The following is a 13,403-nucleotide window of genomic DNA, read 5'->3' as shown; positions in this document are numbered from 1 at the left end:
GTTTTCCGGGATTCAAATGCCGGTTTTGGCTTCCCGCTTCAGCCGTTCGATCGCCATCAGCACACGCTCCGGCGTGGCCGGCGGGTCGAGGCGCGGGCAGATCTTGTGGCCGGCAACGCTCGCCACTGCGTCCGACAGCGCATGCAGCACCGAGATTGCGAGCGGAAAGGGCGGCTCGCCGACCGCCTTGGAGCGGTACACCGTCGGCTCGCCTGCTTGCGCCCAGTCGGCCAAAGTCACATTAAAAATCTTCGGCCGGTCCGACGCGAGCGGGATCTTGTAGGTCGATGGCGCATGGGTGCGCAGCCGCCCCTTGTCGTCCCACCACAGTTCCTCCGTCGTCAGCCAGCCCATGCCCTGGATGAAGCCGCCCTCGATCTGGCCGAGGTCGATGGCGCGGTTCAGCGAGCGGCCGGTTTCGTGCAGGATGTCGGTGCGCTCGACGACATATTCGCCGGTCAGCGTATCGACCGAGACTTCCGAGCACGCGGCGCCATAGGCGAAATAGTAGAAGGGATGCCCCTCGCCCTTGTCGCGGTCCCAATGGATTTTCGGCGTCTTGTAGAAACCCGCCGCCGAAAGCTGGATGCGCGCCATATAGGCCTGCCTGACGAGATCGGCGAAGGCGATCTCCTGGTTTCCGATGCGCACGCGATTGGGCAAGAACAGCACCTGGTCGCGCGGTACCTGGTATCTCTCGACGGCGAAATTGATCAACCGGTCCTTGATCTGGCGGGCGGCATTCTGCGCCGCCATGCCGTTGAGATCGGAGCCGGAAGACGCGGCGGTGGCCGAGGTGTTCGGCACCTTGCCGGTCGTCGTCGCGGTGATCTTGACCTGATCGAGGTCGATCTGGAACTCTTCCGCCACGACCTGCGCCACCTTGACATAGAGGCCCTGCCCCATCTCGGTGCCGCCGTGGTTCAGATGCACCGAACCGTCGGTATAGACATGCACCAGCGCGCCGGCCTGGTTGTAGTGGGTGGCGGTGAACGAGATGCCGAACTTGACCGGCGTCAGCGCCAGTCCGCGCTTGATGAAGCGGCTGTTGGCATTGAAAGCACCGATGGTGCGGCGGCGCCTCGCATAGTCGGAACTCGCCTCCAGCTCGGCGACGATGCGGTGGATGATGTTGTCCTCGACCATCTGGTGATAGGGCGTGATGTTGCGGTCGCTGGTGCCGTAGAAATTCTTCTTGCGGATTTCGAGCGGGTCCTTGCCGACGGCAAACGCGACTTCGTCGATGACGCGCTCGGCGCCGACCATGCCTTGCGGGCCGCCGAAGCCGCGAAAGGCAGTGTTCGATACCGTGTTGGTGTAGAGCGGCGCCGATTGCGCGTGCACCGCCGGCCAGAAATAGGTGTTGTCGCAATGGAACAGCGCGCGGTCAGTGACCGGGCCGGAGAGGTCGGCCGAGAAGCCGCAGCGCGCCGCGAACATGAAATCTACGCCCAGAATATTGCCCTGGTCGTCGAAGCCGACCTCGTAGTCGACGAGGAAATCGTGGCGTTTGCCGGTGGCGATCATGTCGTCGTCGCGGTCAGGCCGGATTTTCACGGCCCGATGATGTTTCTTCGCGGCGATAGCGGCCAATGCCGCAAACTGATTGCCTTGCGTTTCCTTACCGCCGAAAGCGCCGCCCATCCGGCGGATTTCCACCGTCACCGCATGGCTCGGCACACCCAGCGCATGGCTGACCATGTGCTGGATTTCGCTCGGGTGCTGGGTCGAGGAATAGATGGTGACGTCGTGGTCCTCGCCGGGGATGGCCAAGGCGATATGACCTTCGAGATAGAAATGCTCCTGGCCGCCTATGCGCATTTTTCCCTTCAGCCGGCGCGGCGCCGCATTGATCGCAGCCGCTGCATCACCGCGCCTCAGCGTCAGCGGCGGCGTGACCAGCTTATCTTTCCGGGGATCGAGCTCACCGACATCGGCGACGAACGGCAATTCCTTGTATTCGACCTTGGCCAGCCTCGTTGCACGGCGCGCCTGCTCGCGGGTTTCGGCAATGACGCAGAAGATCGGTTGGCCAAAGAATTGCACCTTGCCGTCGGCCAGCACCGGCTCGTCGTGACGGCCGGTCGGCGAAATGTCGTTCTCGCCTGGCACGTCGCTCGCCGTCAGCACGTCGATGACGCCGGGTGCCGCGCGCACCGCCGACAGGTCCATGCTGGTGATGGTGGCATGCGTCGCCGTCGAAAGCCCAAGGCAGCCGTGCAGCGTGCCGGCCGGTTCCGGCATGTCGTCGATATAGACGGCCGTGCCACTGACATGCTTGTGCGCGGAATCATGGCGCTGGTCGGTGGCGACGCCGCCGGCGATTTTTTGCGCCTTCAGGTTTGGCGTGGCGTGCTTGTTCATCATGCAGCCTCGTGCCGTGATACCTGGATCGGCGCCCGGGTGCCGGTGGTTTCGGCAAAGAAGCGCAGCAGCAGGTTGCGCGCCGCCAGCGCCCGGTATTCGGCGCTTGCCCGCATGTCGGTTAGCGGCGTGAAATCGCCGGCATACGCGGCCATCGCCGCCTCGACCGTCGCTTCCGTCCAGGGCTTGCCAAGCAATGCCTTTTCGACGCCAAAGGCTCGCTTCGGCGTTGCCGCCATGCCGCCATAGGCGATGCGCACATCCGCCACCGTGCCATGCTCGGCGAGCTTCAGGAAAAACGCGCCTAGCGCTGCTGTGATATCTTCGTCGCGGCGCTTGGTGATCTTGTAGACGGCAAATTTCGTCTCGCTGCCCGGCACCGGAACATGCACGGCCTCGACGAATTCGCCGGGCTGCCGGTCCTGCTTGCCATAGGCGATGAAAAACTCCTCGAGCGGGATCGTTCGACGCTTGTCGCCGCGGCGCAGCGTCAGGCGGGCACCGAGTGCGATCAGCGGCGGCGGCGTGTCGCCGATCGGCGAACCGTTGGCGATATTGCCGCCGATGGTGCCCATGTTGCGCACCTGATCGCCGCCGATGCGGTCGAACAGCGGGCCGAGCGCCGGGATGCGTTTCGCCAGCGTCGAGAAGGCTTCGCTATAGGTGACACCGGCGCCGATCGAGATGACGCCCTTGTCCTCGGAAATCCCGCACAGACCATCGAGATTGCCGATGAAAACCGCCGGCGCAATATCGCGCATGTGCTTGGTCACCCAAAGGCCGACATCGGTCGAACCCGCGACGATAGTGGCGCCCGGCTCCTTGACGAGTACGCTGGCCAGATCGTCGGCATTGGCCGGCACGATCAGCCGCTTGTTGCCGGAGCCGATCTCGATGCGCGAACCGTCCTTCATCGCTTCGAGCTTGGCCGTGACTGCCTTGCGCTCCGCCGCCAACGGATCCTTTGCCGCCGTGCCGTAGCTGGAGATGGCACGTGCGGCGCGCATGATCGCCTCGTAGCCGGTGCAGCGGCAGAGATTGCCTTGCAGCGCCTTTTCGATGGCGGCGTCCGACGGCTCCGGCGCCCGCATCCACAGAGCATAAAGCGACATGACGAAACCCGGTGTACAGAAGCCGCATTGCGAGCCGTGGAAATCGACCATGGCCTGCTGCACGGGATGCAGTTTTCCTGCGTCGCCGCGCAGATGCTCGACGGTCACGATATGCGTGCCGTCTAGCGAGCCAAGGAAGCGGATGCAGGCATTGACGCTTTCATAGACCAGTGTTCCACCGGAGAGCCTGCCGACCAGCACCGTGCAGGCGCCACAGTCGCCCTCGGCGCAACCTTCCTTGGTGCCGCGCAGCGAGCGGTCGAGCCGCAGCCAGTCGAGCAGGGTCTGGTCCGGTGCAACCGTGCCGAGCGCGACGTCCTCGCCATTGAGGATGAAGCGGATTTCGTTGCGTGTCTTGATCCCTGCCATCTCAGCTTCCCCGGTAGGTCGAATAGCCGTACGGCGACAGAAGCAGCGGCACATGATAGTGCATCGGCTCGGCCATACCGAAGCGGATCGGCACATGGTCGAGGAAGGCCGGTTCCGCCAGTTTTGTCCCTTGCCCGCGCAGATAATCGCCGGCCGCAAAGACCAGCTCGTATTCGCCGGTGCGGAATTCAGCGCCGGCAAGCAGCGGAGCATCGCAACGGCCGTCTTGATTGGTGACGACCGTTTTCAGATGCGTCCGGGCCTGACCGTCAAGATGATAGAGCTCGATCGACAGACCGGCCGCCGGTTTGCCGGCCGCAGTGTCGAGGACGTGGGTCGTCAGGCGCCCGCCTTCGGCTTTCGACGTTTCCGCCACTGGCTGCTCCATTCCCTGAACGGTCGAACACTATTCATGAATTGTGCGCCAATTAAAGGCGATGCATAAGTCCCGGTCGAGCGGAGCGCGACAAAAACACTTTCAAAAATTTCGGGGGAATGCGCAGGCACTCCTTTCGACTATCCTGATTACAATTTCCGGCAGGAGCGAGAATGCGTTACGAACGAGACATGCGCGGCTACGGAGCCAATCCGCCGGATCCGAAATGGCCCGGCGGGGCGCATGTCGCGGTGCAGTTCGTCGTCAATTACGAAGAGGGCGGCGAGAATTGCGTCCTGCACGGCGACAAGGCTTCGGAGGCTTTCCTGTCGGAGATCGTCGGCGCCGCGCCCTGGCCCGGCCAGCGCCACTGGAACATGGAATCGATCTACGAATACGGCGCCCGAGCCGGCTTCTGGCGATTGCTGCGCCTGTTCAGCGAGGCACAGGTGCCGATCACCTGCTATGGCGTCGCCACGGCCCTGGCGCGTTCGCCCGACCAGGTTGCGGCGATGCAGGAGGCCGGCTGGGAGATCGCTTCGCACGGGCTGAAATGGATCGACTACCGCGACCATCCCCCGGAAGACGAGCGCCACGACATGGAGGCGGCGATCCGGCTGCATTATGAGGTGACAGGAGCGCGGCCGACCGGCTGGTACACCGGCCGCACCTCGATCAACACGGTGCGGCTGGCGGCGGAAGAGGGCGGCTTCGACTATGTGTCGGACACCTATGACGACGAACTGCCCTACTGGTTCGAGCATGCCGCACCGGACGGGTCGGCGAAGCCGCAGCTGGTCATCCCCTACACGCTCGACGCCAACGATATGCGCTTTGCCACGCCGCAGGGCTTCAACTCGGGCGACCAGTTCTTTGCCTATCTCAGGGATAGTTTCGATATGCTCTATGCCGAGGGCAAGGCAGGGCGGCCGCGCATGATGAATATCGGCCTGCACTGCCGCCTGGTTGGGCGGCCGGGCCGGGTCGCGGCACTGAAGCGCTTCATCGACTACGTCAAATCGCATGACAAGGTCTGGCTGGCACGACGCATCGACATTGCAAAACACTGGCAGGAGACGCATCCGTTCCGGTTGCCGGCGCTGCGCCCGTCGAAAATGGAATTCGAGGCCTTCGTCCACACATTCGGCGGCGTCTTCGAGCATTCGCCGTGGGTTGCCGAGCGCGCTTATGAGCTGGAGCTCGGCCCGGCCCATGACAGTGCCGGCGGCCTGCACAACGCGCTCTGCCGCGTGTTTCGCGCGGCCAGCGAGGCCGAGCGGTTTGCCGTGCTCAATGCCCACCCCAATCTTGCCGGAAAACTGGCACAGGCCAAGCGGCTGACGGCGGAATCGTCGAGGGAACAGGCTTCGGCAGGGCTCGACGCGTTGACCGAGAAGGAGCGCGAGCTGTTCGCAAAACTCAATGCCGCCTACGTCACCAGTTTCGGTTTCCCCTTCATTATTGCGGTGAAAGAAAAGACCAAGGCGGAGATCCTGGCCGAGTTCGAGGCGCGTATCGGCAACAGCCACGACGTCGAATTCGAAACCGCCTGCAGACAGGTCGAGTGCATCGCGCTGCTTCGTCTCAAGGACATGCTTCCGCAATAGGCTTCGGCTGCCGCCATGGGCCCTGGCTTCCGCAACAGGCTTGAATTTATGGATATGATGAAAATGGCCGAGCGAACCTATTATGCGCCGCAGGGCGGACATCCCGGCCAGAGTGAATTGCTGACTGGCCGCGCTGTGTTCACACAGGCCTATGCCGTCATCCCCAAGGGCGTGATGCAGGACATCGTCACCAGCGCCTTGCCGTTCTGGGATGGGACACGCGTCTGGGTGCTGTCGCGGCCGCTGTCGGGTTTTGCCGAGACGTTTTCGCAATATATCGTCGAGCTCGCGCCCGGCGGCGGCAGCGATCGCCCTGAGCTTGACGCCGCCGCCGAAGGTGCCCTGTTCGTGGTCGAAGGCGAGCTAAGCGTTTCGCTTGCCGACAAGAAACATAGCTTAAGGCCGGGCGGCTTTGCCTACCTGCCGCCGGCGAGCGGGTGGACGGTGCGCAATGAAAGCGGTGCCGCCGTCCGCTTTCACTGGATCCGCAAGACTTATGACGCAGTCGACGGCATCGACCAGCCGCAAGCGTTCTTCGCCAACGAACAGGACATCGCGCCGTCGCCAATGCCGGGTACCGAAGGCCGATGGGCGACCACGCGCTTCGTCGATCCGGCCGACATGCGCCACGACATGCATGTCACCATCGTCACGCTCGAGCCTGGCGCGGTCATTCCCTTCGCCGAGACGCACGTCATGGAGCACGGGCTCTATGTGCTGGAGGGCAAGGCGGTCTACCGTCTCAACCAGGACTGGGTCGAAGTCGAAGCCGGCGACTATATGTGGCTGCGCGCCTTCTGCCCGCAGGCTTGTTATGCCGGCGGGCCGGGCAAATTCCGCTATCTCCTCTATAAGGACGTCAACCGCCACGCCAAGCTTGGCAGCGCCGGCGTCGTGAGACCCACACCATGACCCGCATCGTCGCGCGGCCGCTGACCCGCGAGAATTTCGCCGAATTCGGCGACGTCATCGATATGGGCGGCGACAACCATTATCCGATCAATGGCGGCAAGGCTGAGCGCTACCATGACCTCGCCACGGCGGAAGCACGAGGGCCGAATGCGCGCGTGCTGATCTCGATGGTGCGTGGCACGCCCTATGAGCTGCCGTTGAAGCTTACCATGGTGGAGCGCCATCCGTTTGGCAGCCAGGCCTTCATCCCGCTGTCACCACGGCCGTTCCTGGTCGTCGTCTGCCATGACGGCGAGGAGGGCCCGGGCGAGCCGCATGCCTTCATCACCGCGCCCGGGCAAGGCATCAACTATCCGCGCAATCTGTGGCACGGAGTGCTGACGCCGATCGGCGATGTTCAGGATTTTGTGGTCGTCGACCGCGGCGGCGACGGCTCCAATCTCGAAGAGTGCCATTTCTCGCACGCCTACGAGATCGATCTTCCCGACGGGATTAGATGATGACCGACATTTCGCTGATCGACCGACTGCTCGACGTCATCGAGCACGACATCGTGCCGAAGACCGTCGAAGGCGTCGCGCACGGCAATAAGCTGTTCGGCGCGGCCATTCTGCGCAAGGACGACCGCTCGCTGGTGCTTGCCGAAACCAACAACGAGACCGAAAACCCGCTTTGGCACGGCGAGGTGCATTGCCTGAAGCGCTTCTACGAAATGCCTAAAGCCGAACGCGTCGACACCAAGGACGCGATCTTTCTTGCCACGCACGAACCCTGCTCGCTCTGCCTGTCGGCGATCACCTGGACCGGCTTCGACAATTTCTTCTATCTGTTCAGCCACGAGGACTCGCGCGACAGCTTCGACATCCCGCATGATTTGAAGATCCTGAAAGAGGTCTTCACCCTCGATCCGGGCGGCTACAATGCCGAGAATGCCTATTGGAAGAGCTTTTCGATCCGCAAATTGGTGCGCTCGCTGCCCGACCCCGAGCGCGGTCGGCTGGAAGCGCGCATCCACACAATATCAGCGCGCTATGACGAATTGTCCGGCGCCTATCAGGCCGGCAAGGACGAAAACGACATTCCGCTGAATTGAATGCCGCAAAGTTCAATGGCTTGAATTGCCACCTTTATGGTGGCATATTGCGTTATGGAGAAACGCAGACCCACTTACGATCTTGATGCAATCAAGGCCGAGTTGGGTTCGGTCGACAGGCTGGCAATCACGACGTCCGCCCTGCGGGATGGCATTGGGCTGAGCTTTGATCGCGCCGGTATTGTCGGTGATCGGCGACATCACGCGGAAGATGTTTGTAACGTCGATGACGACGTTCGCCGACCATCGTGTCTGGCACGTGCCAGCACGCGACCTGGTTCTTTTCCGTGAAATTTCAGGCGGACGTCGTGACCGAATTCACAGTCATGTCGTTCAAGGAAAAGTGACTATGGCGATGAAGGAAAATAATGGAACGAATAGCATGACCTCCCCCGAAACAGGAGAAACGCTGACGCGTGGGGTGCGTCCGTTCACTGTGACTTACAAGGGCGAGAGCATGATCGTCGACCTGCTGGGTTATTATCCCTCTTCGGGAAGTGAGGGCGTGCATGTCGGAGACGACATGACCGTCGTCGATGCAGCGCTCCGCATCCTCAAAGAAAAGATCGACGGCGTTCCGGCACCGGCCACCATCCGTCGCGTGCGCACAAAGCTCAAACTGTCGCAGCGCGAGGCAGGATCCCTGTTCAAGGTCGGCGAGAACGCTTTCGACAAATACGAACGGGGTCTGATCGAGCCGAGTGGCCCAACCATTCAGCTGATGACGCTGTTGGAAAAACACCCGGAGTTGGTGGACGAGTTGCGGTAGCCGCGCGGCCTCTCTGACAGGTCGCATAATTTGCTGCTCCAGTCGCGAATAGCGATTGAAAGTCGCCTCGCTGCGGGGCGTTATGCCCCGCATGAAAATCGTCACTGAATTCCCACGAAAGATCGTCGAATTTCCGGATATGGGGATCATCATGCCGGACGGCTGCCGGCTGTCGGCGCGGGTGTGGATGCCGGCCGATGCTGCCGACGATCCAGTGCCGGCAATCCTCGAACACCTGCCCTATCGCAAGCGCGACGGCACGATCTATCGTGATCAGCTGACGCATCCCTATTTTGCCGGCCACGGCTACGCCTCGATCCGCGTCGACATGCGCGGCAATGGCGATTCCGAAGGGCTGATGGACGACGAATATTCCGAGCAGGAATTGCAGGACGCTTGCGACGTCATCGCCTGGGCGGCGGACCAGCCCTGGTGCAACGGCAATGTCGGCATGATGGGCATTTCGTGGGGCGGCTTCAACTGCCTGCAGGTAGCAGCCAAGCAGCCGCCGGCGCTGAAGGCGGTCATCAGTCTCTGTTCGACGGTCGACCGCTATGCCGACGACATCCACTACAAGGGCGGCTGCCTGCTGATCGAGAATTTCGGCTGGGCCTCGACCATGCTGTCCTATTCGTCAAGGCCGCCGGATCCGTTGCTGGCCGGCGACAACAGATGGCGCGACCTGTGGCTGACCAGGCTGGAGAACCAGCCATTCCTGGCACCGCTGTGGCTGAAGCACCAGCATCGCGATGCCTATTGGAAGCGCGGCTCGATCTGCGAGGACTATTCCGCCATCCATGCCGCGGTGCTGTCGATCGGCGGCTGGCATGATGGCTATCGCAATACGATTTCCCATCTCGCCGTCAATATCGAGGCGCCGGTCAAGGGCATCGTCGGCCCGTGGATCCACAAATACCCGCATTACGCCGCGCCCGAACCGCGCATCGGCTTCCTGCAGGAGGCCTTGCGCTGGTGGGACCGCTGGCTGAAGGACATCGACACCGGCGTCGAGGCCGACCCCGCCTACCGCGCCTATGTCATGGACAGCGTGCGTCCGGCGCGCTGGCACCCCGAGCGGCCGGGCCGCTGGGTCGCTGAATCGGAATGGCCATCACCCAACATCGAGACCCAAGAGGTTGAGCTTATCGCTGAAGGCAACCACGCTATCGTCGCTTCGCCGCAAAGCTGCGGCCTCGCCGGCGGCGAATATTTCCCCTTCACCTTCGGCCCGGAACTGCCGGGTGACCAGCGCCCCGACGATGCGCTGTCGGTGTGCTTCGACCAGCCGGTGCTGACCGAAACGATCGACATTGTCGGTGCTCCCGAAGTTGTGGTCAGGGTCTCGTCGGACCGGCGCCAGGCGAACATCGCGGTTCGGCTGTGCGACGTCCATCCGGACGGGGCATCGGAGCTGATCTCGTACGGCGTGCTCAACCTGACGCATCGCAACTCGCACGAATTTCCCGAAGCGCTAGTGCCCGGCGAAACCGTCAGCGCCCGGGTGGTGCTCGACCAATGCGCCTATCGCGTGCCGGTCGGCCATCGCTTGCGCGTTGCCGTTTCGAACGCCTACTGGCCGATGATCTGGCCGTCGCCGGAGCCGGTCCGGCTCGAATTGTCGGCCGCGACATTGATGCTGCCGGTACGCCCGCCAGCGACAGGCGACGAGGTCACCTTCCCCGCTCCCGAAGGTGCTGCGCCCTGGGCAACGGAGACGCTTCGGCCCGCCAATTCCGAGCGTCATGTCGATCGCGACGAAAAGACCGGAATGATTACGGTTTCCATCGTCGACGATTTCGGTGAGGTGCGCGACCTGGAGCATGGCCTCGCCCACGGGAGCCTCGCCAGGGAGACATGGGTGATCCATCCTGACAATCCGCTGTCAGCCTCGGGCAAGACGCATTGGAGCCAGACGCTGTCGCGAAATGGATGGTCGGTGCGCACCGAAACCTTCGCCGAAATGCGGTCCGACGCGCAAAGCTTCGTGGTTAGCGCCAGAATTGAAGCCTATGAAGGCGAGAAACTCGTCTTCGAGCGCAATTTCGAGGAGAAAATCCCGCGCGTGCTGCTTTGAGCGCGTATAGCGATTGGTCCAATTGCGACGCACGATTTACGCCACGGCATGTCGCATTCGGTCTTGCTTACCGCTTTCCCTTACGGTCATTATTCTCCCGATTGAAATGAGAAAAACGACCATAAGGTCGGACCAACAGAGTGAGGAACTCAACATGTCGAACGAACTGGAATATCTGAGCCGGCGCGTTGCGTCCGGCAAGCTGAGCCGTCGCGATTTTCTCGGCCGGGCAGCAGCGCTCGGCGTCACCGTAACCTTCGCCAATTCGCTGCTTTCCGGTGCAGCACGCGCGGCGGGTCCGGTCAAGGGCGGGACGCTCAAGGCTGGCCTGGTCGGTGGCGAGTCCACCAACAGTCTCGATCCGGCGCTGTTCATGACGCAGGTGCCGTTCGCCTTCGGCAAGATGTGGGGCGAACTGATCGTTGAACTGTCTCCCGAAGGCAAGCTCGAGAACCGCATTGCCGAGGAGATCGGCTCGTCGGACGACGCCAAGACCTGGACGCTGAAGATCCGCGATGGCGTCGAGTTCCACGACGGCAAGAAGGTGACCGCAGATGACGTGGCCGCCACCCTCGAACGCCATTCGGACGAGAAGTCGAAGTCCGGCGCGCTCGGTTACATGAAAGGCATCGAGAGCATAAAGGCCAGCGGCAAGGAAGTGGTGCTGACGCTGAAGGAGCCGAATGCCGACCTGCCCTACCTGCTTAGCGACTATCACCTGATCATCCAGCCGAACGGCGGCAAGGACAAGGCCGATGCCGGTATCTCGGCGGGTCCTTACAAGGTCACCACCAACGAGCCCGGCGTGCGCCATGGCGGCGAGCGCTTCGCCAATTACTGGCAGGGCGACAAGATGGGCCATGCCGACCAGATAGAGATCATCGTCATCAACGACGCCACGGCCCGCACGGCGGCGCTGCAGGGCGGCCAGGTCAACATGATCAACCGGGTCGAGCCGAAGATCGTCGATCTGATCAAGCGCGTGCCCGGCGTCACCATCCGCAACCATTCGGGACCCGGCCACTACGTCTTCATCATGCACTGCGACACCGCGCCGTTCGACAACAACGACTTGCGGATGGCGTTGAAGCTGGCGATCGACCGCGAGGAGATGCTGAACAAGGTGCTGCGTGGCTATGGCTCGCTCGGCAACGACTTCCCGATCAATGCATCGTACCCGCTATTCACCGAGATCGAGCAGCGCAAATACGATCCCGATAAGGCCAAGTTCCACTACAAGAAATCGGGCCATGACGGTGCCGTCCTGCTCCGGACGTCGGACGTCGCCTTCCCCGGTGCCGTCGATGCCGCACAGCTGTTCCAGCAAAGCGCGGCCAAGGCCGGCATCAAGCTGGAGATCAAACGCGAACCGGGCGACGGCTACTGGTCGGAAGTCTGGAACAAGCAGCCCTTCTGCGCCTCCTACTGGGGCGGCCGGTCGACGCAGGACCAGATGTACTCTACCGCCTATCTGTCGACGGCCGACTGGAACGACACACGTTTCAAGCGTCCGGATTTCGACAAGATGGTGCTGGCGGCTCGCGCCGAGCTCGACGAGGCCAAGCGCAAGGCAATGTACCACGACATGGCTGTGATGGTGCGCGACGAGGGCGGCTTGATCCTGCCGATGTTCAATCAGTTCATCGACGCGACGGGCGCCAAGGTCGCCGGCTGGGTGGATGATCCGCATCAGGAGTTGATGAACGGATATGCTCTGGCGAAGTGCTGGCTCGAAGCCTGAGCCCGGCCTTGCGGATATGTCCTCACCCATCGTGAAACTGGTGGCCCAGCGCATTGCGCTGGGCATTCTGCTGCTGTTGGCCGTTTCGGTCCTGATCTTCGCCGGCACCCAAATCCTGCCCGGCGACGTCGCGCAAGCCATTCTCGGGCAGTCGGCGACACCGGAGTCGCTCGCCAATCTGCGCGAGCAGCTCGGCCTCAATGATCCCGCTTACATCCGTTATTTTCGCTGGCTCGGCGGCATCCTGACCGGTGATCTCGGCACGGCTATGTCGAGCGGTCAGGATATCGCAACCTCTATCAAGGGAAGGCTGTGGAACACGCTGTTCCTTGCCTTCTGGGCGGCGATCGTCGCGGTGCCGCTGGCGATCATCCTCGGCCTGATCGCGGTGCGCTACCGCAATGGCTGGGTCGACAAGCTGATCTCCGGGTTAGCGCTCGCCTCGACCTCGTTTCCGGAATTCTTCATCGGCTATGTGCTCGTCTTTTTCTTCGCGGTGCAACATCAATGGTTTCCCGCCATTTCCACGGTCTATGACGGGATGCCTTTCGGCGAACGCATTCAGGCCATAGCACTGCCGGCGGCAGCGCTGACCCTGGTGGTGCTCGCGCATATGATGCGCATGACGCGCGCTGCGATCCTCAATGTGATGCAGTCCGCCTATGTCGAGACCGCCGAACTCAAGGGGCTTTCGGCCTTCGCGGTCATCCGCAGGCATGCCTTCCCCAATGCCATCGCGCCGATCATCAACGTCGTGATGCTCAATCTCGCTTACCTGATCGTCGGCGTCGTCGTCGTCGAAGTTATCTTTGTCTATCCAGGCATGGGCCAATACCTCGTCGACCACGTCACCAAGCGTGACGTGCCGGTGGTGCAGGCGGTCGGGCTGATCTTCGCCGCCGTCTACATCAGCCTGAACATCATCGCGGACATAGCGGCGATCATCGCCAATCCGCGCCTCAGACATCCGAAATGAGGGGGGCGGG

General features: G+C 62.3%; 11 protein-coding genes. 8 read left to right on the top strand and 3 right to left on the bottom strand.

The window, feature by feature from the left end:
* Nucleotides 1-12: 12 nt before the first annotated feature.
* From xdhB to uraH, 3 genes are read right to left on the bottom strand one after another with little or no spacing between them, the layout of a single operon-like run.
* A complete protein-coding gene (xdhB, locus tag NKH59_RS09895; protein ID WP_353021744.1) occupies nucleotides 13-2,364 on the bottom strand; it encodes a xanthine dehydrogenase molybdopterin binding subunit in 2,352 nt (783 codons plus the stop codon).
* Nucleotides 2,364-3,845: a xanthine dehydrogenase small subunit gene (gene xdhA / locus NKH59_RS09890; protein ID WP_352469858.1), complete on the bottom strand. Its 1,482-nt coding sequence runs from the start codon at nucleotides 3,843-3,845 to the stop codon at nucleotides 2,364-2,366. The genes xdhB and xdhA overlap by 1 nt, the downstream gene beginning before the upstream one ends.
* A gap of 1 nt (nucleotide 3,846) precedes the next feature.
* A complete protein-coding gene (uraH, locus tag NKH59_RS09885) occupies nucleotides 3,847-4,221 on the bottom strand; it encodes a hydroxyisourate hydrolase (RefSeq protein WP_352681524.1) in 375 nt (124 codons plus the stop codon).
* A 173-nt stretch (nucleotides 4,222-4,394) separates the two neighbouring features.
* Between uraH and puuE the strand changes: the two genes are divergently transcribed.
* From puuE to NKH59_RS09845, 8 genes are all read left to right on the top strand, one after another.
* Nucleotides 4,395-5,828 (top strand): allantoinase PuuE, encoded by a 1,434-nt coding sequence (puuE, locus tag NKH59_RS09880; RefSeq protein ID WP_353021650.1) that lies wholly within the window; start codon nucleotides 4,395-4,397, stop codon nucleotides 5,826-5,828.
* Between the two features lie 63 nt (nucleotides 5,829-5,891).
* A complete protein-coding gene (locus NKH59_RS09875; protein WP_502895675.1) occupies nucleotides 5,892-6,740 on the top strand; it encodes a bifunctional allantoicase/(S)-ureidoglycine aminohydrolase in 849 nt (282 codons plus the stop codon).
* A complete protein-coding gene (locus NKH59_RS09870) occupies nucleotides 6,737-7,240 on the top strand; it encodes an ureidoglycolate lyase (RefSeq protein WP_352767343.1) in 504 nt (167 codons plus the stop codon). The genes NKH59_RS09875 and NKH59_RS09870 overlap by 4 nt, the downstream gene beginning before the upstream one ends.
* Complete coding sequence (locus tag NKH59_RS09865; protein WP_352469853.1) at nucleotides 7,240-7,833, top strand: nucleoside deaminase; 594 nt, start codon at nucleotides 7,240-7,242, stop codon at nucleotides 7,831-7,833. The genes NKH59_RS09870 and NKH59_RS09865 overlap by 1 nt, the downstream gene beginning before the upstream one ends.
* A gap of 166 nt (nucleotides 7,834-7,999) precedes the next feature.
* Complete coding sequence (locus NKH59_RS09860) at nucleotides 8,000-8,602, top strand: type II TA system antitoxin MqsA family protein (protein ID WP_353021648.1); 603 nt, start codon at nucleotides 8,000-8,002, stop codon at nucleotides 8,600-8,602.
* A 91-nt stretch (nucleotides 8,603-8,693) separates the two neighbouring features.
* Entirely contained in the window at nucleotides 8,694-10,676 is a 1,983-nt protein-coding gene (locus NKH59_RS09855) for a CocE/NonD family hydrolase (RefSeq protein ID WP_353021646.1), read from the top strand.
* Nucleotides 10,677-10,830: 154 nt separating this feature from the next.
* Nucleotides 10,831-12,417, top strand: a complete 1,587-nt coding sequence (locus NKH59_RS09850; RefSeq protein ID WP_352469850.1) for an ABC transporter substrate-binding protein — start codon at nucleotides 10,831-10,833, stop codon at nucleotides 12,415-12,417.
* A 16-nt stretch (nucleotides 12,418-12,433) separates the two neighbouring features.
* A complete protein-coding gene (locus tag NKH59_RS09845) occupies nucleotides 12,434-13,393 on the top strand; it encodes an ABC transporter permease (protein WP_352540353.1) in 960 nt (319 codons plus the stop codon).
* Nucleotides 13,394-13,403: the final 10 nt, after the last annotated feature.

It is taken from the genome of Mesorhizobium sp. M0998 (assembly GCF_040318885.1).
Lineage (GTDB): Bacteria > Pseudomonadota > Alphaproteobacteria > Rhizobiales > Rhizobiaceae > Mesorhizobium.
Note: the sequence above shows the minus strand (reverse complement) of the source record. Positions and strands in the feature narration are given on the sequence as shown.